At 69.6% G+C, this 20444-nt stretch carries 20 protein-coding genes, 2 tRNA genes and 1 pseudogene; 11 read left to right on the forward strand and 12 right to left on the reverse strand.

The window, feature by feature from the left end:
• Positions 1-26: 26 nt before the first annotated feature.
• Together AB0J88_RS24575 and AB0J88_RS24580 are read left to right on the forward strand one after the other, a co-directional pair.
• Entirely contained in the window at positions 27-782 is a 756-nt protein-coding gene (locus tag AB0J88_RS24575; protein WP_364358219.1) for an ABC transporter ATP-binding protein, read from the forward strand.
• Positions 767-2533, forward strand: coding sequence for a hypothetical protein (locus AB0J88_RS24580; RefSeq protein ID WP_364358222.1), 1767 nt, complete (start codon positions 767-769; stop codon positions 2531-2533). Before AB0J88_RS24575 ends, AB0J88_RS24580 begins: the two co-directional genes overlap by 16 nt.
• Here AB0J88_RS24580 and AB0J88_RS24585 read toward each other — a convergent pair.
• A complete protein-coding gene (locus AB0J88_RS24585) occupies positions 2494-3309 on the reverse strand; it encodes an SAM-dependent methyltransferase (RefSeq protein WP_364358225.1) in 816 nt (271 codons plus the stop codon). The genes AB0J88_RS24580 and AB0J88_RS24585 overlap by 40 nt on opposite strands.
• 241 nt (positions 3310-3550) lie before the next feature.
• Here AB0J88_RS24585 and AB0J88_RS24590 point away from each other — a divergent pair, with 241 nt between their 5' ends.
• Positions 3551-3769: a hypothetical protein gene (locus AB0J88_RS24590; protein WP_364358228.1), complete on the forward strand. Its 219-nt coding sequence runs from the start codon at positions 3551-3553 to the stop codon at positions 3767-3769.
• A 132-nt stretch (positions 3770-3901) separates the two neighbouring features.
• On the opposite strand, the gene AB0J88_RS24595 is transcribed toward AB0J88_RS24590, so the two are convergent.
• The 7 genes from AB0J88_RS24595 to AB0J88_RS24625 all read right to left on the reverse strand — a co-directional run bounded on the left by AB0J88_RS24595 (position 3902) and on the right by AB0J88_RS24625 (position 9898).
• Entirely contained in the window at positions 3902-4714 is an 813-nt protein-coding gene (locus AB0J88_RS24595) for a methyltransferase domain-containing protein (RefSeq protein ID WP_364358231.1), read from the reverse strand.
• Positions 4715-4717: 3 nt separating this feature from the next.
• Positions 4718-5527 carry a carbon-nitrogen hydrolase family protein gene (locus AB0J88_RS24600; protein ID WP_364358234.1) on the reverse strand — a complete coding sequence of 270 codons (810 nt, stop codon included), beginning with the start codon at positions 5525-5527 and terminating at the stop codon, positions 4718-4720.
• 6 nt (positions 5528-5533) lie between these two features.
• Entirely contained in the window at positions 5534-6817 is a 1284-nt protein-coding gene (gene clpX, locus AB0J88_RS24605) for an ATP-dependent Clp protease ATP-binding subunit ClpX (RefSeq protein WP_364358237.1), read from the reverse strand.
• Between the two features lie 159 nt (positions 6818-6976).
• Positions 6977-7639: an ATP-dependent Clp protease proteolytic subunit gene (locus tag AB0J88_RS24610; RefSeq protein WP_364358240.1), complete on the reverse strand. Its 663-nt coding sequence runs from the start codon at positions 7637-7639 to the stop codon at positions 6977-6979.
• An 11-nt stretch (positions 7640-7650) separates the two neighbouring features.
• Entirely contained in the window at positions 7651-8292 is a 642-nt protein-coding gene (locus AB0J88_RS24615) for an ATP-dependent Clp protease proteolytic subunit (protein WP_364358243.1), read from the reverse strand.
• A gap of 103 nt (positions 8293-8395) precedes the next feature.
• Entirely contained in the window at positions 8396-9730 is a 1335-nt protein-coding gene (tig, locus tag AB0J88_RS24620; protein WP_364358246.1) for a trigger factor, read from the reverse strand.
• Between the two features lie 94 nt (positions 9731-9824).
• Positions 9825-9898, reverse strand: a tRNA-Pro gene (locus AB0J88_RS24625).
• Between the two features lie 241 nt (positions 9899-10139).
• Here AB0J88_RS24625 and AB0J88_RS24630 point away from each other — a divergent pair.
• On the forward strand, positions 10140-10796 hold the full coding sequence (locus tag AB0J88_RS24630; RefSeq protein WP_364358249.1) for a response regulator transcription factor: 657 nt from the start codon (positions 10140-10142) through the stop codon (positions 10794-10796).
• A 1-nt stretch (position 10797) separates the two neighbouring features.
• Positions 10798-12189, forward strand: coding sequence for a HAMP domain-containing sensor histidine kinase (locus AB0J88_RS24635; RefSeq protein WP_364358252.1), 1392 nt, complete (start codon positions 10798-10800; stop codon positions 12187-12189).
• Here AB0J88_RS24635 and AB0J88_RS24640 read toward each other — a convergent pair.
• Positions 12145-13041: a TAXI family TRAP transporter solute-binding subunit gene (locus AB0J88_RS24640; protein ID WP_364358436.1), complete on the reverse strand. Its 897-nt coding sequence runs from the start codon at positions 13039-13041 to the stop codon at positions 12145-12147. The genes AB0J88_RS24635 and AB0J88_RS24640 overlap by 45 nt on opposite strands.
• Before the next feature lie 138 nt (positions 13042-13179).
• Here AB0J88_RS24640 and AB0J88_RS24645 point away from each other — a divergent pair, with 138 nt between their 5' ends.
• Entirely contained in the window at positions 13180-13968 is a 789-nt protein-coding gene (locus AB0J88_RS24645) for a hypothetical protein (RefSeq protein WP_364358255.1), read from the forward strand.
• 30 nt (positions 13969-13998) lie between these two features.
• Positions 13999-14072 (forward strand) — tRNA-Gly (locus AB0J88_RS24650).
• A gap of 276 nt (positions 14073-14348) precedes the next feature.
• Here the strand turns inward: AB0J88_RS24650 and AB0J88_RS24655 are convergent.
• Positions 14349-14540: a hypothetical protein gene (locus AB0J88_RS24655; RefSeq protein ID WP_364358258.1), complete on the reverse strand. Its 192-nt coding sequence runs from the start codon at positions 14538-14540 to the stop codon at positions 14349-14351.
• A 198-nt stretch (positions 14541-14738) separates the two neighbouring features.
• Here AB0J88_RS24655 and AB0J88_RS24660 point away from each other — a divergent pair.
• Positions 14739-14924, forward strand: a pseudogene (locus tag AB0J88_RS24660) (hypothetical protein); the annotation flags it as partial.
• A gap of 90 nt (positions 14925-15014) precedes the next feature.
• Here AB0J88_RS24660 and AB0J88_RS24665 read toward each other — a convergent pair.
• The gene (locus AB0J88_RS24665) at positions 15015-15317 is read right to left on the reverse strand and encodes a hypothetical protein (RefSeq protein ID WP_364358261.1); all 303 of its coding nucleotides are present in this window, start codon (positions 15315-15317) and stop codon (positions 15015-15017) included.
• A 206-nt stretch (positions 15318-15523) separates the two neighbouring features.
• On the opposite strand from AB0J88_RS24665, the gene AB0J88_RS24670 reads away from it, so the two are divergent.
• The 3 genes from AB0J88_RS24670 (at position 15524) to AB0J88_RS24680 (ending at position 19342) form a co-directional block, all read left to right on the forward strand.
• Entirely contained in the window at positions 15524-16633 is a 1110-nt protein-coding gene (locus tag AB0J88_RS24670; protein ID WP_364358264.1) for an XRE family transcriptional regulator, read from the forward strand.
• Positions 16626-17951: a hypothetical protein gene (locus tag AB0J88_RS24675; protein WP_364358267.1), complete on the forward strand. Its 1326-nt coding sequence runs from the start codon at positions 16626-16628 to the stop codon at positions 17949-17951. The genes AB0J88_RS24670 and AB0J88_RS24675 overlap by 8 nt, the downstream gene beginning before the upstream one ends.
• A 1064-nt stretch (positions 17952-19015) precedes the next feature.
• Complete coding sequence (locus tag AB0J88_RS24680) at positions 19016-19342, forward strand: GNAT family N-acetyltransferase (protein WP_364358270.1); 327 nt, start codon at positions 19016-19018, stop codon at positions 19340-19342.
• Positions 19343-20087: 745 nt separating this feature from the next.
• Here AB0J88_RS24680 and AB0J88_RS24685 read toward each other — a convergent pair.
• Positions 20088-20396 (reverse strand): hypothetical protein, encoded by a 309-nt coding sequence (locus AB0J88_RS24685; RefSeq protein ID WP_364358273.1) that lies wholly within the window; start codon positions 20394-20396, stop codon positions 20088-20090.
• Between the last annotated feature and the right edge of the window lie 48 nt (positions 20397-20444).

Below are 20444 nucleotides of genomic sequence, written 5' to 3' on the forward strand. Positions count from 1 at the left end.
AGCCATGATCCGGTACACCTTTGGCCATGACACCGGCCCTGGAGATCGACGGACTGACCAAACGGTTCGGAGCCAAGCTCGCCGTCGATGCGATCGACCTGCGGGTCCCGCAGGGATCCTTCTTCGGGCTCGTCGGCCAGAACGGCGCCGGCAAGACGACGACGCTGTCGATGGCGGTCGGGCTGCTGCGTCCCGACAGCGGCCACGCCCGGATCTTCGGCGAAGACGTCTGGTCCGCGCCCGACCGGGCCAAGTCGTTGGTGGGTGTGCTGCCCGACGGTTTGGCGATGCCCGAGCGGCTGACCGGCCGCGAGGTGCTGACCTATCTCGGCCTGCTGCGCGGCCTGCCCCGCGACGTCGTGGTCGGGCGGGCCGACGAGCTGTTGTCGGTTCTCGAGCTCGACGGCGCCGACCGGACCCTGGTCGTCGAGTACTCGACCGGCATGCGCAAGAAGATCGGCCTGGCCACCGCACTGCTCCACGCGCCCCGGCTGCTGGTGCTCGACGAGCCGTTCGAGGCCGTCGACCCGGTGTCCGCCGCCACGATCAAGACGATTCTCCGCGGCTTCGTCGTCGGAGGCGGCTCGGTCGTGCTGTCCAGCCACGTGATGGCGCTCGTCGAGCAGCTCTGTGACCACGTGGCGGTGATCGACCAGGGCACGGTGGCCGCCGCCGGCACGCTCGACGAGGTGCGCGGCGGGCGTTCCCTCGAGGACACCTTCGTCGCGCTGGTCGGCGACGAGGACGGCGGCGTGAAGGAGCTGTCGTGGCTGTCGCGATGACGATGGCCGCGATGAAGGTCGCGGCGCTCCGGCACTCCCTGCGCGGAACTCGCGCCCAGCTCGCCGGCACCGGTGCGGTCCTCGGTGCGGTGCTCGCCGGCGGCACGATCTACCTCGCGCTGGGCGAGCTCGATCTGCTGGCCGCGGCGTACGCCGTGTGGTTGCTCGGTTGGCTCCTCGGCCCGGTCTTCATGGGCGGCGGCGACGAGACCCTGAGGCCGGAATACTTCACCCTGCTCGGCCTGCCTCCCCGCAGGTTGGCCACCGGCCTGCTGTTCGCCGCGTTCGTGGGCCTCGCGCCGCTCGTCAGCGTCGTCGCCCTGACCGGGCTGCTGACCGCCGGCGTCCGCCTCGGCGCCGGGAACGCGCTTGTCGCGGTGCCGGCGATGCTCCTGCAGCTCGCCGTGTTCGTCCTGCTGTCCAAAGTGGGCGTCGCACTGGTAGGGCTGGGCCTGCGCAGCCGGCTCGGCGCGATCGGGACGGGCCTGGTCAACGGAACCATCCTGGCCGGCCTGGGCCAGATCTGGGTCGTCTTCCTGGCCCTGGGCCAGACCGGCATCCCGACGGCGGTCGAATATCTGCCGTCCGGCTGGGGGCTGCTGGCGGTGCGCGGCGTGTGGTGGGCCATCCCTGCCCTCGTCGCCCTGGTGCTCGTGCTGCTGGCCACGTGGGCCGCGCTGCTGACCCGGCGGCTGGGTGCCAGCCGGGCGTCCGGCGGCGGCCGTCACCCGATCCGGGCCGCCTCGCCCGCGGGCGCGATCGTCGCCAAGGAGCTGCGGACCTGGTCACGTGACCTGGTGCGGAACTACCAACTCACCTTCGCGCTGGCGTACGGCGTCGGCTTCGCGGCCTGCCCGCTGCTGATCGGGTGGGACGGCATGCTCCCGTACGCGGGGCCGATCTTCATCGTGATGGCCGCCGGGCTGGCCGCCAACATGTACGGCACCGATGGCACCGCGCTCTGGCTCAGCCTGATGACACCGGGCGCCCACGACGTGCGCGGCCGGCAGCTGGCATGGCTCTCGGTGCACGCGCCGATCGCGGTGGTGCTGACCGTGGGTTGCACCGCGATCGCGGGTGGTCCGTGGCCGCTGGTCCTGGCGCTGCTGCCGGCTCTCCTGGGCGGCGCCGTGGGCCTCGTGCCGTTGATCTCCGTGTACAGCCTGGTGCCCGGCACCGACCCACACCGCCGGGCCAACAACCCGCTGCGCACCAGCGAGGACGACGGCGGGCTGACCGGTCAGGCGTACGCGGCCCTGGCCGGCGTGGTCGCCACCGGCGTGCCGGCTGCGCTGGCCGCTCACTGGTTCGGCTGGGCCGGGCCGGCGGTCGGCGTCGTGACCGGGGTGCTGAGCTACTGGGGTTTCGGCGCCCTGGCGGAGCGGCGGCTGCACAGCCACGGGCCGGAACTGCTCCACGAGATGCGCACGGGCCGCAAGGCGACGGGCTCGACGTCTGTCCAGACGCGCTTCGACCAGCTCCCCACCGGGCGCAAGGCGATCGCGTGGGTGTGCTTCGGACTCGGTGCGATCCCGCTGTTCCCGCAGGGCATCGTCGCAGCGGTCTTCGTCTCCAAGGGCCTGACACGGCAGTCGTGGTTCGTGGCGACCTATCTGTCACCGGGCCTGCGCTATCCCGTCGCGATCGGCTTCGTAGTGCTCGGGCTGGCGATGTACGCCCTCGGCACCTGGCTGGTCCTGCCGAAGGAGCGTCAGGGCAGCCTGCCGACGCCTCCCACCGAGGCGCTCTGAGGCGGGTTGTCCTCGAAGTTGCTCGGGTCGTCGGGGTCGGGGCGCCACTGGGGCACCCACACCACGCCCGGCTCGACGAGGTCGAGGCCGTCGAAGAAACGCAGGACCTCGTCACGCGTACGCGTGAACAGCTGGCTCGAGGTGTTGCGCCGGTAGAGGTCCTTGGCGTCTTCGAGCTGCGCCGAACGCTCTGGCATGCCCTCGACGGACCCGTGTGACAGCACGAGGTGGCTGCCGGACGGCAGGGCTTCGAGCAGCGTGCGGACGACGCCGGTCGCGACCTCGTCCTCGGGGACGAAGTGCAGCACCGCGCACAGCAGCAGGCCGACCGGCTTCTCGAAGTCGATGGTCTCCCGCACCTGCGGGTGCTCGAGGATCGCTCGTGGGTCGCGCAGGTCGGCGTTGATCGCCGTGGCGGTGGCGTTGTGGCGGAGCAGGTCGAGGCTCTCCGACACGGCGACCGGGTCGATGTCGACGTAGACCACGCGGGCGTCGGGCGTGACCTGCTGCACCACCTCGTGGACGTTGCCCTCGGTGGGGATGCCCGAACCGACGTCGAGGAACTGGGTCACTCCGGCGTCGGCGACGTGCCGCGACGCCCGGCGCAGGAAGGCCCGGTTGTCGCGAGCGGCCGCCCGCGCCATCGGGAACATCTCCATCATCTTCTGACCGGCCTGCTGGTCAGCCGGGAAGTTGAAGGTGCCGCCCAGGATGTAGTCGTAGATCCGGGCGGCCGTGGCCGGCTTCGAGCCACGATCGGGTGGAGCCTCGACCACGTCGCGTCCTCCGCTCGAGCTCGTCGAACCGCGTCGGCGTCCACTATGCACTAACGGTGCACCAATCCGCTGCCCCCGGGGGCGGTGTACGACGGGATGGCGGTCACGGCGGCACCCCTGGCCCAATCCTCGAACCCGCCGAGCAACGGGATCACCGGCCGCCGCGAGCTCCAGGCACTCGGCATAGGTGGAGACGGCTCGGTGAAGTGAGCAGGTCACGCCGGGTGTGCGAGAGTGGGTCATGCCCGACGGGAGCCATGTGCTGGCCGGAGACGCGTTGCTGGGAATGCTGGTCTCGTTCTGGCAACTGGTCATCGGAGTCTGCGTGGTGCTCGCGGTCGGCGCGGCCGCGTATCGGCTGGCTGCCCGCGGCCCGTCCCGAATGACGACGGCCATGCTGGTCACGGGGGCGGCGGTGGTCGGCATCGCGGTCCTGAGCTACCTCGCAGGCGGCTTCTGACCACGCACGTGTCTCGCCGCCCGGCGGAGGTCGTAGCCTGCTCCGAGGGCATCCAGGCCTCGTGTCGCGCCAGCATGGACCGCAGCCTCGGCCGCGGACAGGCCGGAACGCAGACAGCGAGGGCGGTGGTGGTCAGGCCACCCGGCCGCGGGCCAGCACCGCCGCCGTCGGCATCGCCAGCTGACCGTCGGCCTCCGTGAACGGCGTCGTGAGGCGGTTGAACTCCGAGCGCACCCGCGCGCGGGTCTCCGCGTCCTGGGCGGCCAGGACCGCCCCTGTGGCGCCGATCCCTGCCGCCGGGCCGTCCCACCAGGCTTCGGACGTGGTCTTGTGGACCCAGGAGATCTCCGCGCCCGCGACATCCGCGTAACCGCAGCGATGCAGCAAAGAGCTCAACCCCTCGACACTCCGCGCGAAATCATGGGCAGCGTCGACACGCGGCAGGTCCGGAGGCCGCGCCACCGCGGCAGCCGCGAAGATGTCCGTCCACAGGCGTTGCGCGACCGGCTGCGGATGTGGCCAGACTGTCACCGCGACCCGGCCACCGGGCCGCACCACCCGGCCGAGCTCGGCCACCGCCGCCAGCGGATCACCGACATGGTTGACCACGAAGTTGGCCACCGCCGCGTCAAAGGCGCCGGCCGCGAACGGCAGCGCAGGCAGCGCCGCCAGGTGGAAGGAAGCCGAAGGCACCCGGCACGCTGCCAGCGCGACCATGCTCGGCTCCGCGTCGACCGCGACCACCGACGCACCACGCGCGACTGCCAGCGACGCGACCGTCCCGGACCCGGTGCCGACGTCGAGCACCGTGGCCCCCGCGGACACCCCGGCCGCCGACAGCAACGCCGACGCCGGACCGGCGCACAGGGCCGCGAGGGTGTCCCGGTAGACCGACCCACGACCGGACCATTGGGCACGCTCGTGCTCGTCGAAGCGTGACCCCAACGATCAGCCGACGTCGAACGGGCGGTTGTTGGCCAGCGACGGCAACTCGCGCCTGATCCGGGCGAGCCGCGACAGGTCGAGGTCGGCCACGACCACGGTCACCTCGTCGGGCGCCTGCGCCACGACGGTCCCCCACGGGTCAATGATCATTGAGCGGCCGAAGCAGGAACGGCCCGGTTCGTGGTCGCCGATCTGACCGGCCGCCACCACGTAGCACTGGTTCTCGATCGCGCGGGCGCGTAGCAGGACTTCCCAGTGGTCGCGGCCCGTGTGCAGCATGAACGCCGCCGGGACCACCAGCACCTGGGCCGCCGACGACAGCGCCAGCGACTGATACAGGGCCGGGAACCGAAGGTCGTAGCAGATGGTCAGACCGAACGGCACGCCCTCGACCGTCGCGACCGACGTCGACGTGCCCGGCGCGATCGATGCCGACTCCAAATAAGAGACTTTGCCCGGAATATCTACATCGTAAAGGTGGATCTTCCGGTACGTCGCCGCCAGCGTCCCGGAACGGTCGAACAGCAGAGACGTGTTGTAGGAATGCGCCGGCGTCGGCCCGACCTCGTGGAACGACCCCGCGTGCACCCACATCCCGAGGTCCCGGGCGGTGGCCGCGAAGAACGACCCGTATTCGCCGTCGACCGGCTCAGGGGCCGGCATCCCCGACGACGGCCCGAGATAGTCGGTGTATTCCGGCAGCACGGCGATGTCGGCGCCGAGCGCGGCAGCCCGCTCCAGCAGGGAACGGGCCACCTTGAGATTGTCGGCGCGGTTGTCCCGCGCGTTGAGCTGGCAGACCGCGACGCGCACGGGAACCTAGGCCGACTTCTCCTCGCGGTCGCGCCGGCGACGGCCGGCGAACTCGCGAGGCACGATCGTCGGGTTGACGCGCTCCATGACCACCGCGCGGGTGATCAGGACGCGGGCGGCGTCGGGGTTGCTGGGCACCTCGTACATCACGGAGAGGAGGACCTCTTCGAGGATGGCCCGCAGGCCGCGGGCGCCGGTGCCGCGGAGCATGGCCTGGTCGGCGATGGCCTCCAGGGCCGCCGGGTCGAACTCGAGCTCGACCCCGTCGAGCTCGAAGAGCCGTTGGTATTGCCTCACCAGCGCGTTGCGCGGCTCGGTCAGGATCTTGACCAGCGCCTCGCGGTCGAGCGACCGGACGTTGGTGATCACCGGGAGCCGGCCGATGAACTCGGGGATCAGCCCGAACTTGAGCATGTCTTCGGGCATGACCTGGCTGAACACGTCATCGGTCGACCGCTCGGACACCGCGCGTAGTCGGGCGCCGAAGCCCGTGCCGCCCTGGCCGGTGCGGGACTCGATGATCCGGTCGAGCCCGGCGAACGCGCCACCGCAGATGAACAGCACGTTGGTGGTGTCGATCTGGATGAACTCCTGGTGCGGGTGCTTGCGACCGCCCTGGGGCGGCACGTTGGCGACCGTACCCTCGAGGATCTTGAGCAGTGCCTGCTGGACACCCTCGCCGGAGACGTCGCGGGTGATCGACGGGTTCTCCGACTTGCGCGCGATCTTGTCGACCTCGTCGATGTAGATGATGCCGGTCTCGGCGCGCTTGATGTCGTAGTCGGCCGCCTGGATCAGCTTGAGGAGGATGTTCTCGACATCCTCACCGACGTAGCCGGCCTCGGTCAGCGCGGTGGCGTCGGCGATCGCGAACGGCACGTTGAGCATGCGGGCCAGGGTCTGCGCGAGGTGCGTCTTGCCGCAGCCCGTGGGGCCGATGAGCATGATGTTGGACTTGGCGACCTCGACCTCGTTGCCCGACCCGGTGTGGGACTCGGCCTGGATCCGCTTGTAGTGGTTGTAGACCGCTACGGAGAGTGCTTTCTTCGCCTGGTCCTGACCCACCACGTAGCCGTTGAGGAACTGGTAGATCTCCATCGGCTTGGGAAGCTCTTCCCACTTCACCTCGCCGGACTCGGCCAGCTCCTCTTCGATGATCTCGTTGCAGAGGTCGATGCACTCGTCGCAGATGTAGACCCCTGGTCCCGCGATGAGCTTCTTGACCTGCTTCTGCGACTTGCCACAGAAGGAACACTTGAGTAGGTCGCCACCGTCGCCGATCCGTGCCACCTACGTTCTCCCTGCGCTCGTCGGCCGCGGCGGACCGCCTCCGGGGTTGTGTGCAAACTCGACGTTACCCGCTAGGGGCGTTATCTCCGACCCCCAAAATGGGTGTGTCAGGGAACGGCCACTGTAACCAAGCTGGCCGATCCCCGACACTCTGCCATCTCAGCTGGCGGCAGCGGCTGCCAGCAGGCCCTTCTTGCGGCTGGTGAGAATCGTGTCCACCAGGCCGTATTCCCGGGCCTCGTCGGCCGTCATGATCTTGTCACGGTCGACGTCGCGGGAAACCTGCTCCCGCGCCCGGCCCGAGTGCCGGGAGATGATCTCCTCCATCTGCGACCGCATGCGCAGGATCTCGCGCGCCTGGATCTCGATGTCGGAGCCCTGCCCGTAGCCGCCCTCGGTGGCCGGCTGGTGGATGATGATCCGCGAGTTGGGGAGCGCCATCCGCTTGCCCGGCGTGCCGGCGGCCAGCAGGACGGCCGCGGCCGAGGCCGCCTGACCCAGGCAGACCGTCTGGATGTCCGGACGGACGTACTGCATGGTGTCGTAGATCGCCGTCATCGCCGTGAACGAGCCACCGGGCGAGTTGATGTACATGATGATGTCGCGGTCCGGGTCGGTGCCCTCGAGCGTCAGCAACTGCGCCATCACGTCGTTGGCCGACGCGTCGTCGACCTGGACGCCGAGGAAGATGATCCGGTCCTCGAACAGCTTGTTGTACGGGTTCGACTCCTTGATCCCGTACGAGGTGCGCTCGACGAACGAGGGCAGCACGTAGCGGTTGTGCACCGGAGCGAACTGCGGAGGCAGCGTCAGATCAGTCATGGTTGGCCTCCTCAGCCCAGTGTCCCGGCGCCTTCCGGAACCTGGGCGGCTCCGGTGATCACCTTGTCGATGAATCCGTAGTCCTTGGCCTCGGCGGCCGTGAACCAGCGGTCGCGGTCGGAGTCGGCCTCGATCTGGTCCTGGCTCTGGCCGGTGTGGTGCGAGACCCGCTCCTGGAACATCCGCTTGGTGTAGAGCATCTGCTCGGCCTGGATCGCGATGTCGGACGCGGTGCCACCCATGCCGCCGGACGGCTGGTGCATCATGATCCGCGCGTGCGGCAGGGCGTAGCGCTTGCCCTTGGTGCCCGCGCAGAGCAGGAGCTGGCCCATCGACGCGGCCATGCCCATGGCGACCGTGGACACGTCGTTGTCGATGAACTGCATCGTGTCGTAGATCGCCATGCCGGAGTAGACCGAGCCACCCGGCGAGTTGATCCACAGGTTGATGTCACGGCCCGGGTCCTCCGCGGCCAGCAGCAACAGCTGTGCACAGATGCGGTTGGCCACCTGGTCGGTAACCTCACTGCCGAGGAAGATGATGCGTTCCTTGAGCAGCCGGTTGTAGACCGAGTCGTCGAGCCCGCCGGCGAGCTGGTCGCCGCGCGCCTCGTGCGCCCGGATGGGCGTCGCTGGAATATGCAGATCGGTCATGGCAGCCTCTCGCTCGTTTCCGTTCTACGCCCGACATTAACCGCAGACCTGTGCGCTGACTTCCCGCCCAAGAGCGTGTTCGCTCAGAGCGCAGGCGGGCGCATCAGTGGTTGTGCTCGGTGACCTCGCGCACCGCGTCCAGGCTGATCGGGTTGCCGGCGGTGTCAGTGATCTTGACCCGCTCCATCACCAGGGTGAGCGCCTTGCCCCGCCGCACGTCGCCGAACACCGCACCCGCGGCACCCGAGCGGACGAGCTGGTCGTAGTACTGCTGCGGCTGCATCCCGGCGCGCTGCGCACGGTGCATGATCTCGTGACCGAACTCGTCGTCGGAGACCTGCACGTCCTCGGCGTCGGCCAGGGTGTCGAGTACGAGCTGGATCTTGACGCCCTCGGTGGCCGCGTCGGTCAGCTCGGTGTCGATCTGCTCCTCGGTCTTGTCCTCGGCCGCGAGGTATTCCTCGAACGAGGCGCCGATCCGCTCGAGCTGGTCGGCCATCGCCTGCTTGCGGTGCTCGACCTCCTCCTTGACGACGCCCTCGGGCGCCGGCACCTCGGCGGCCGCCACGAGCTGCTCGAGCGCCTTGTCGCGGGCGGCGTAGATCTGCTCGGCCTGCTTGGCCTGGGTCACCCGCTTGCGCAGGTCCTCGCGGAGCTCGTCGAGGGTGTCGAACTCGCTGGCCAGCTGGGCGAACTCGTCGTCCAGCTCGGGCAGCTGCTTCTCCTTGACGGTGCGCACGGTGACCGCCACGTCGGCGTCGCGACCGGCGAAGTCACCGCCGACCAGCTGCGTGCTGAACGAGGTCTCGGCGTCGGCAGCCAGGCCGACCAGCACCTCGTCGAGGCCCGGGAGCAGCTGCTTGCTGCCGACCTCGTGGGAGATGTTGGTCGCGGAACCGCCCGGCACCTCTTCGCCGTCGACGGTGGCCTTCATGTCGATCTGCACGTAGTCGCCCTCGGCGGCGGGACGCTCGACCGTCTTCAGCGTCGCGAACCGCTCACGCAGCGCCTTGACCTGGTCGTCGATCTCGTTGTCGCCGATGGCCAGCTCGTCGACCGTGACCTCGATGGTCGACAGGTCGGGCAGGGTGATCTCCGGACGGACGTCGATCTCCGCGGTGAACTTCAGCGGCTCGCCGTCACCGAACTCGGTGATCTCCACCTCGGGGCGACCGAGCGTCTTGACCTCGTGCTCACGGACGGCGGCGACGATGTTCTCGGGGATCGCCTCCTGCACGGCCTCGTTGAGCACGGCGCCACGGCCGACCCGCTGGTCGATGACCGCGGACGGCACCTTGCCCTTGCGGAAACCGGGCACGGTCACCTGCTGGGCGATCTCCCGGTACGCCTTACGCAGGCTCGGCTCGAGCTCGACGAACGGCACCTCGATGGCGAGCCGCACCCGGGTCGGGCTCAGGGTCTCGACGGTGCTCTTCACAGGCGTACTCCTCGAAATGTCTTTTGGGGTGATCAGACCCGAGTGTAGGCGCGCTGGCGCCAACCCCCGCAGGCACCGGCCTCGGTGATCACAGTCGGGGTGGCGGGATTTGAACCCACGGCCCCTCGCTCCCAAAGCGAGTGCGCTACCAAGCTGCGCCACACCCCGTGGCGAACCGAAGTCTATGCGGTACCGGCGCACCGTCCGCGCCCGGCGTCCCATTCCCGCACGGTGGGTGACGGATAAACCGGACAAAGCATATTGCCCGGGTCCGCGACGGCCCAGACCGTCGCTCCCGCCGGGGACCGCTCGCTTCGCGTCGCTGCAAGCTCCGCGTCACTTGGGCGACCTTTTCTGCCGCGCACCCCGGTTAGGATGCGCGGAAATAGCCCGGGGAGGAGGCGGAGCCATGCGTATTTTGCTCGTCGAGGACGACCTGCGGGTGGCGTCCGTCATGAAGTCGATGCTGGTGCGCCGGGGCTACCAGGTCGAGCACGCGTCCACCGCCAAGGCCGCGGTCGAGGCCGCGCCCTGTGACCTCGTGCTGCTCGACCTCAGCCTGCCCGACGGCGACGGCATCGACGTGTGCCGGGCGTTGCGCACCCGCGACGACAACCTGGCGATCATCGCCGTGACCGCCCGCTCCGACGAGCGTGACAAGGTCAACGGCTTCCGGGTCGGCGCCGACGACTACGTGGTCAAGCCGTTCTCGATGGCCGAGCTCCAGCTCCGCATCGAGGCCCTGCTGCGCCGGGCCGCCCGCGGGGTGGCCGCGCGGCAGACCCGGGAGATCGGCCCGCTGCGGATCGACTTCACCGCACGCGAGGTCAGCGTCGACGCCAAACCGGTCGCGCTGACCCGCAAGGAGTTCGACATCCTGGCCTCGCTGGCCCGGCAGCCCGGCGTGGCGGTCACCCGCGAGCGGATCCTGCTCGACGTCTGGCAGACCACCTGGTCGGGCCGGCACACGCTGGAGGTGCACGTGGCCTCCCTGCGGGCCAAGCTCGGCCAGCCCGACCTGGTCCGCACCGTGCGCGGCGTCGGCTACCGGCTGCAGGCCGAGTGACGTGCGGCGCCGGCTCGTCACCACGTACCTGCTGCTGCTCTGTCTGGTGCTGCTGGCGCTGGAGGTGCCGCTGGCGCTGGTGATGAGCGGGCGCACCACCCAGGCGCTGCTGGCCGACCGGCTGGCCGACGCGACCCGGTTCGCGGCCCTGGCCGCACCGGCCATCCGCGGCGGCGACCTCACCCCCGTCGCGGCGGAGCTGGGTCGCTACCACGAGCTCTACGGGATCGACGTGATCGTCGTCGACCAGAACCGGCACGTGGTGAACGCGGCCGGGCCGCATCCCGGCCCTTTGGCGGACCCCGTCATCCGCGGCGCCCTCGCCGGCCGGCAGATGAGCTCGCCGACCAACGTCTGGCCCTGGCAGAAGAGCCAGCTCCTGGTCGCGGTGCCGATCTACGAGGGCGGCGCCGTGCTCGGGGGCATCCTGACCGTCTCGTCGACCGAGCGTGCCCGCGGCTCGATGCTGTTCGCGTGGGCCATGCTCGGCATCGTCGGCCTGGTCGCGCTCGTGGGCTCGCTGGTGGCCGCGGTCCGGCTCGCCCGCTGGGTGCTGCGGCCCGTCTTCTCGCTGGACACCGCCGTGCACGAGATCACCGCCGGCGACAGCACCGCGCGGGTGCCGCACGCCCTCGGACCACCCGAGCTGCGCCGGTTGACCACCAGCTTCAACGAGATGGCCGACACGGTCACCGACGCCCTGGAACGGCAGCGGCTGTTCGTCGCGCACGCCAGCCACCAGCTGCGCAACCCGCTGACGGTGCTGCGGCTGCGGGTCGAGGGCCTGGGCGACATGCTGCCGACCGAGGCGCGGCCCGAGCACCACCTGGCGCTGGAGGAGTCCGACCGGCTGGCCCGGGTGCTGGACAGCCTCCTGGCGCTGGCGCGCGCGGAGTGGGACGGCCGGCCGCCGGTCGTCGTCGACGCCGGCTCGCTCGTGGCCGCTCGGGTCGAGGCCTGGCTGCCGCTGGCGGCGCAGCGCGGCGTGACCCTGACGGCCTCGGTGCCTCCCTCCGCGGTCTTCGCGTCGGCGGCGGACACGGCCCTCGACCAGGCGCTCGACGCGTTGATCGACAACGGGCTCAAGTTCGCCGGGGCGGGCGGGCACGTGTCCGTGTCGGTCAGCACGCTGCCCGGCCGGGTCGTGGTCACGGTTCGCGACGACGGACCCGGGATGACCGCCGCGGAGTGCCGGCTGGCGACGCGGCGGTTCTGGCGGGCGCCCAACACGCAGAACGTCGACGGCGCGGGGCTCGGCCTGTCGATCGCCACGGTCCTGGTCGAGGCGTCGGGCGGGTCGCTGGTGCTGGCCCCGCTGTCACCGCACGGGCTGGAGGCGCGGGTGCGGCTACGGCTTCACGGAGCGGAAGTAGCGGGCGGCGCCCGGGTGTAACGGCACCGGCATCGTGCCGATCGCCGAGCGGACGTCGAACCGCTCCCCCGCCGGGTGCGCGCGGGCCAGCGCCTCGTGCCGCTCCATCAGCAGCCTCGTCAGGTCGTACGCGATGTCGTCCGGCATTTCCGTCGGCACCACGAGGAAGTTCGGCACCGCGAGGGTGCTGACCGCCGGCAGGTCGTAGACGGAGTCGTTCACCTCGCGCCGCACGTACACGGCTGAATGGGCCTTTCTCATCGGCTCGACCCATTTGCCGAGGTCGACGATTCGGATGCCCAGGCTGTTGTTGAGGTCCTCGATCGCCTGCACGGGAAGCCCGCCGGAGAAGAAGAAGGCGTCGATCCGCCCGTCCCGCAGCGCGGCGGCCGAGTCGTCGAGGTTCCACCGCTGCCGCTGGATCGCGTTCTGCAGGCCGGCGACCTCGAGCAGCCGGCCCACCGTGATCTCGGTCCCGGACCCGGCCGCACCGGTGCCGACCCTGCGGTCCTTGAGGTCCTCGAGCGTCTTGATCGTGGAGTTGGTGGGCACGACGAGGTGGAGCAGGTCCTCGTAGACGCGCGCCAGTGCCCTGACGCGCGGGTCGGGCGGCTCCGTGCCGGTGACCAGGATGTCGGCCTGGGTGAACCCGATCTCGGCGCCCCGGTTCTCGACCAGCCGCACGTTCTCGGCCGAAGCGGCCGTGACCAGCACCTCGGCGTCGGCGTCGGGCAGGTTGTCGTCGACGAGCTGGCCGAGCGCCCGCCCGAAGGCGTAGTAGACGGCGGTCTGGCTGCCGGTGGCGATCCGGATGTGGGTGACCGGCGGGTTGCCCTCCGCGTAGACCCCGGTGGCGACGAGCAGCAGCACCAGCACGGCCAACCCGGCCGTCTGCGCTCTGGTTCGTGTCCGCCTCCGCCTCCGCACGGAGCGCAAGTTTTCCTCAAGTCCGGGGCCGGCGCATCCCCCTGAAAGGCCGGACCGGCCACGCTGAACGCGGAGGCGATGACGATGGCCATTTTGTGGGACAGCACCGGGGAAGCGGCCATGCGCTCACTGCCCTCGATCTTCGAGGCGGCCTGCCTGATCCGGTGCACAGGGGTCGGTCGATCCCCCACCGGTGCGCGGCCGCCGAGCCACGACTTCGGACCTGGGCCCGGGCCGGCACCCGGACCCACGCCCGGCAGCGCCATCGGGACGCTGACACCAGGAGCGTCCTTCCTGTCGGGGGGCGACACGGCGCTGCCAGGCCCGGGCGCCGCGCCGGTTTCGGCCGGCGCGGCGCCGCGGGCCGGCCATGTCCTGGCGGAGTTCAACCAACCGGAAGCCGCGGAGCGGCTGTCGCGGCTGCTTTCGGACCTGGGTGTCTCCGCGACCTGGGCAACCCTGGTGGGCGGCGGCCGGCGGCAGTACTTCGTGCACCGGGTGACGATCCCCGGGGCGTCTTGGATGCAGACGGTGGGCCAGCTGGGCTTGGGATGGCGGCAGGGCCGACACTTCCTGCTCCGGACTGATCCGGTGGGGGCGTCGTCACCGCACAACGCACGGCGGGAGGCGCTGGCCCGGCGGGCGTGGCAGGCAGCGTCGCTGGCTGCCGGCCGTCAGCGACGGGGCGACCTGTTCGGGGTGCGGCTGGCCGACCAGGAGATGGCAGCGGTGCTGGTCCGCAGCGCGCGGCTGCTGGGCGGCACGGCGTCGATCCGGTCGCGGCCCGGGTGCCTTCAGGTCTCGGTGACGTCGGTAACGTCGCAAGCCGCGTTGCTGGAGATCACCACACCCCCACTCCGCGTGGCGTCGTGAGGTAGCCAGTATCCTGTCGGAGGTATCCGCGCGGGCGTAGCTCAATGGCAGAGCTTCAGTCTTCCAAACTGACGGTGCGGGTTCGATTCCCGTCGCCCGCTCCATATCTCTTGACCTCCGGTCATGAGATATGGAGCCATTCCGATTCCGGGGCCGAGCCCCGGACACCCCACGGTCCGGTGGTTGCGGTCCTCGATAGCCGGCCGTTTCTTTGATCCGCTTGTCCATGACATGGGCGATCTCTCGGTCGCGTTCGCTGGCGGCGTGCTGGCCGCCGAAGGTTGCGCGCGTGCTCGACTGGCAGAAACGGGTCATCATTTCTTTGGTGTTCGCGCCGGCCGCGACGGCGATCTCGACGACTGTGCGCCGGCGGGTACAGGTCACGGCCGCCACACCTCCCGCGCGAGCGTGGCCTTGCACCGGGTGCAAGCGTTGGTGTGGATGTCGAAGCGACGCGGCTTGTGCCAGCGGCGGCAACGCGGACAGCGGATCTCGACGACAGTCGCCGAGGCCGCGCCGACGACGATCACGGTCGAGTCGGCCACGGCGCGGCAGAACGCGACGACACGCATCACGACCACCCCGCACACGGCAGGCATAGGGATTCGGCCGGGCCAGCGGGGAACAGCCGGCCGCAGCCGACGCACTCACGCCACAGAACCCGGGAAACGCGGGCAGCACGGACTAACGCGGCCATGGTCAGCCCTCCCCTTCTGGCGAATGTGGTTGATGACGCCGGGTCGGGGGTTCGGCTTAACCTCCCGTCCCCGACGGTCTACTGCGCGGAGGTGATGGCGGTGACCTACGAGGCGATGGGGCTGCTGCAAGGCGGTCGCAAGCCCAACTGGTGTGACCCGGGGCGCTTCTGGAGCGGGGACGAGCTCGAGCTGGAGAGCAACGCGAAGCTGGGCGAGGAGATCGCGGTCGACATCCCGCCCGACGACGTCGGCCGATGACGAGGATTCCGGGCGTCTAGGTGTTCTGTGGCGATCCTCGCCGGCCTCTGTGACGAGGCCGGCTAAGGTCTTGTGACCGTCCAAGTTCTTTCAGCGGGTGAGGACGAAGGCGATGGCGGCCATGATGCCGCTGAACACGACGAGCCCGATCAGTGCGATCGACCAGACCGCGCGGGTCAGTGCCTCGATCGCCATTCCGATGTCTCGAACGATGCTCGGAATCTGCGTGGCCACGAAGCCGGCGACGATGACAGCGAGTCCGAAGAGGATGTCGTCGCCCGACGCGCCTCTTGAGCAACCGCCGAGCGAGAACAGAAGGCCCGTCGCGATGGCGATGGCCAGGATGCGGCGCTGCGGGCGGTCGCCCCGGGCGGCTGATTGGGGTGTGTTCATGGCCTGATCCCCTCTTCAAGGAAGTACTATGAACTTCTTTGAAGTTTGCGCCACGACCGAGTTTGAAGCAACGAGCTGGTCTCGCGTGATGCGAACAACAAGGACCGATATCAGTTATTCGCAAGGCCTCCCGCAGGCATGGTCCGGTGCCTTACAATCTCTGCGGTCGCGTTCAATGAAATTCACTCGTCGGAAGGTGAAGGGTCTTGAACCCGGAGCAGCCGAACCGCGGGCTCGCAAAGCAGCTCCGTGCGCTTCGCGAACGCCACTGGCCCGACCTGAAGGTCACCCAGCGCCACTTGGCCGAGGCGTTCGGCAGCGAGGGCAAGCCGCTGAGTGTTTCCCTGATCTCCGGTTGGGAGTCGCCCGACAGTGCGGTTATGCCGCCGCCGCAGCGGATGGCCGCTTACGCCACCTTCTTCGCCACCAGGCGTTCTGTCGAGGGCCGTCACGCCCGGTTGATCCCCGACGACGAGTTGACCGACGAGGAGCGCGCCGCTCGCGACGAGCTGCATGAAATGCTCCTTCAGTTGCGTTTTCCCGATGACAGGTCCGGCGCGTCCGGCGATCCGCGTCGCCTGCGGCTGGCGGGCTCCACCGACGAGATCGGTGGCGGGCTCTGGCACTTCGCCGATGAGAAGCCGGTCATCATCGCCGTCGCGCCAGCACCGCGCGAGCACCGCAGCAGGATCCCTTACGCCGATCCGGCAAAGCCCGACTACGTCCGCGCCTACAGCTGGACCGACCTCGACGCGCTTGTCGAGGTCCACGGCCACGTTCGCGCGGTGAACCCGACCGTCGAGGTCCACATCCGGACGGCCGACGATCTCGAAGAAGACGACTACACCGGCCATCTTGTGCTGCTCGGTGGCGTCGACTGGAATCCTGCCTTCCGGGACATGACCCGCCGCCTGATCCTCCCGGTCCGGCAGTTACATCGGGAGACCGATGAAGATCTCGGCGGGTTCGACGTATCAGACGCCCGCCACGAGCCGGTCGTCGCGCGAGAGGGTGCCACCGTCACCTTGCTCGAGGACGTCGCGTTGTTCTACCGAGGACGCAATCCCTACAACCGCCTGCGAACGGTGACCATCTGCAGCGGCAGTTTCGGCCGGGGCACCTACGGGGCGGTGCGTGCGCTGACCGATGCCCGGTTCCGGGATCGTAACGAGGAATTTCTAGCAGAACGGTTCCCGGGGAGTTCGTCTTACGGCATTCTTACCCGGGTGACCATCGCAGGTAAGGGCGAGGCGTTGACGCCCGACTGGACCGATCCGGGTCAACGGCTCCACGAATGGCTCGACGGCGATGACTGACCGCCCGACCGCACACATCGGCAACCACAGTGGACTCCTCCGTCAGGTTCCACCGCGGCGCACGGACCAGGGCGGGGTCGACGCCATCGTGGTGCCCAGCGCGCGCACCGCTCCTTACCTGCGTGAGGCGGCCGGGCTCGCCATGGAACTCAACTGCACTCTTCTTGTGTTGTGCAGCAAGCGCGCCGAGCGGGCGAAGGTGCTGCGCGACATCGAAGACCACGCCATCGTCGCCGACGTGATCGCGGTCGACATGCCGCCGTGGATGTCGTCGTTACCGTCGTTCAGGGCCTCGGAGCTCTTGCGCGACACGCCGTTCTGGCCGCGCACCGACGTGAGCCTCAAGCGCAACCTGGCTCTGCTGCTGGCCCGTGCGGTGGGGTGGGAGCGGACCGTGTTCCTCGACGACGATATCCGGGTCGACGACCCCACCGATCTGCGCCGTGCGGCGGCCCTGCTCGACACCCATGATGCCGTGGGGCTTGAGATCGTCGGCTGTCTCGACAACTCCGTCGTCTGCCACGCGATCCGCGATACAGGCGGCGACCAAGGTAGCTTTCTCGGCGCCGGCGCTCTGGCCGTGGCCACCGGTCGCGTCGACGGGTTCTTTCCCGAGGTCTACAACGAAGACTGGTTCTTTCTGCTCAAAGGCGACGACGGCCTCCGGCCGGTCGCGCGGATGGGCACGGCGACGCAATACGACTACGACCCCTATGCCAATCCCGAACGGGCCCGCCGCGAGGAGTTCGGCGACGTGTTGGCCGAGGGGTTGTTCGCACTGCTCGACCAAGGCGGCCGGATGCACGACGCCGACCGCGCCTACTGGAAGGACTTTCTCGCCGCGCGACGCCGCCTGATCAACGGCCTTCTCGGCGACGCGCGTGGCTCCGACCGGCGCGACCGTGACCGGATCGTCGCGTCGCTCACGGCGGCATTGGGCCGATCGCTGCTGATCGCGCCCGAGCTCTGCGTCGCCTTCCTGGCTGCTTGGGAGGACGACAAGAACGGTTGGTCCGAGCGCTGGAGGGCCGTCGACGGGCCGATCTCAGCGGAGGAGGCGATCGGTCGCTTCGGGCTGACCAAGAGGACGACCATCCGCTTCAATCGCACCGGAGAGATGCCGCGCGAACCCCACTTGCGCACGGCCCGCCGCCGTTTGAACACGCCGGCTCACCGCACGGTGCGCCTCCCCAACTCCGGCGCGAGCAGGACCACGCCGATGGCCAGCGCCGGGACCATCACGACGAGCGCCGTCCTGAACCCCGCCCAGTGGCCGAGTAACCCAATGGTCGGCGGGCCGGCCAACCCCGAGGCATAGCCCACCAGCGTCATCCGCGACACCACCGCTTGCATGTCGCCCATGCGACCGCTGGCGCTCAGCGCCGCCGGGAAGATCACTGAGATGCCGAAGCCCCAACAGAGTGCGCCGGCATAGCCGGCGGCGAGCTGTTCCGAAAGCACGGCCAAAAGCGCGCCACCCGCGGCGAGACCTACACCGAGGCGTACGGTCTGCGTCGGGCCGATCCACCGCTTGGTCCCGTTGGCTAGAAAGCGCCCCGCTGCCATGGCTGCGACGAAAAGCGCATAGCCCAGTGCCGCGTCAACCTGCGAGAGCTGGCGTACATCGCGCAGATAGACGGCGAGCCAGTCGCTGGCCATGCCCTCCAGCACCGCTCCCATGAGGATCAACGCGCCGAGCACCAGCAGCCGGTGGCGAGTCACGTCGGTGCGGTCGTCGGCGAGAATGACTTCGCCGGGCACTTTCACGGAGCCGGCCAGGCACATGATCAGGGCGACGCCCGCGGCCGTGCTGAAATGGACGGTCAAGGGCACGCCCACCGCGGCGGCGACGACGCCGGAAACGGCCGCGCCGACAGTGCCCACGCTCCACCAGCCGTGGAAGCGATACATCCAGTCGCGGCCGGCCCGGGCCTGTGCCGTCGTGCCAAGGACGTTCATGGCCGTGTCCCAGGCGCCGGCGGCCAGCCCGAATACGAAGAGGACGCTGGCCAACTGGACGGCCGTCGCCACCTGGGAAATGGCGATCAGGGCAACACTCGCGAAGCATGCCGCGAGGCGCAGGACGTTGCCGCTGTCGAACGACAATCGGCCCTGGCTGGCGGCGACCATCGGCAGCAGCGTGCCGACACCGAGCACGAACAGCGCCAGGCCCAGACCCGCGGTGCCTGTGTCGAGCCTGTCCCACAGGGTCGGCAACCGGGAGATCCACGATGCCTGCACAACCCCGCTGGCCGCGAACATCAGCGCCACGCCCCGACGTTCGCGCCGCTCGTCGCGTCCCACCCCCACCTCGGTCAGGCAAGCCGGCCGGCGACGCTGCCCGTTAAGCCGGTGAAGTGGGTTTCATGATATCGGCCGTCGGTGGGAAGGCTCCGCGGCCGCCACCCCGCGCTGTCCCTCGGCCCCGTCGTCGGGGTCGCCGAACCCGGCGGAGAAGACCGGAAGGCCCTGCCAGACCGCACCGGGGTCTTCCTGAAGCCGGAGCACCGCGGCACGGGTGTGATCGGGCGCCTGTTCGACGGGACAGTGGGTTGGATGCGTCAGCGGAACCTTACGAGGGTGCGCCTCTACGTGCACGCGGACAACGTCCGCGCGCGACGCGCCTACGAGAAGGTCGGGTTCACGTCCACTGGGAGGGAGTGCCACGGATCGCTGGGGCCTGAGATCGAGATGGCGCGAGCTCTCTGATCCCGGAACCCGCGCCGGACGACCACGGTCGCCGAGGGCTCCTCGATCAGCGAGCCGACGGCCGCTCCGCTAGCTCGGGGCAGGGGGCCACGCCATCCTCTGGCCGCCGAACAGGACGAGCACGGCGGACGCGGTCGCCAGGAGCATCGCCAGGAAGGCGAGTCTGTGTGTCCGCGGGCGCGATGAGGACCAGGCCTGCCCGGAGCCGGGAGGTGGGGGTCCCGTGACGCAGTGCCGCGGCCGCGAGGCCGGCGCCGCACAGGAGGACGACACAAACGACCAGCAAGGGCGTCGAAACGGCAGCGCCTACGATTGTCGTCGGTTGCCCGTCCGAGACGCCCCTGGACGAAGGCATCAGGGCTGTGACCGCCAAGGCCACAGCCGCGACGGTGGTGACGACCTGCGCCCCCAACAGCCACGCGCGAATCCTTCTCGGCAGATTTGTCCGCACCGGGCGGAACCTAGCCCAAACTGGGCGCGGTGGCTGACCCCAGCGGCTACGCGGACCGCCAACCGGCGGCCCACACTGCCACACCACTGCTGTGCCGGAGCAGAGCGGAAGAGCTGCGGCCCGGTTCGCGCACAGCGAGGGTCGGCGCGCCGGTCGGCAGCCTGGCTCAGGTGTCCTCGGAGGCAGGGATCGCGGGATCGGGAGTCTTGTCGTGGGGCGCGGGCTGAGGGTGGCCGAACTCTTCGATGTCGCTCGTCCCCTGGTGAATCAGTGCCATCGCGGCGGAGCGGGACGTCACCCGTCGCCGATGTGGACGGGCGCTGTCATGGTCGTAGGTCTCGACGTGGACGAGACCACGTGGGCGATGACCAGCCAGCGGCCTGTCACCGTTTGGTAGGGCCAAATGACCGCCGTGGCGAGGAGTGCGGCGAGCCAGTTGAGTAGGTGGGCGATAACCAGGACCGCCAGGATGGCCAGGACGATGATCTCGAAGGGTCCGCCGTCTCCGCCGTCCGGCGCGGGCAGCCGGGGACGCCAGGCAAGGCGGCGGCCCAGGCGCCATACGAGGAGTTGGCCGAACTTGTTCCTCCCCTGCTTAAGCACGGTGTGAACTTAGCCGTCGCCGATCGTGGCGAGGAGTGGGTTGCCGCG

The sequence above is a fragment of the Asanoa sp. NPDC049475 genome (assembly GCF_040676915.1).
GTDB lineage: Bacteria > Actinomycetota > Actinomycetes > Mycobacteriales > Micromonosporaceae > Asanoa.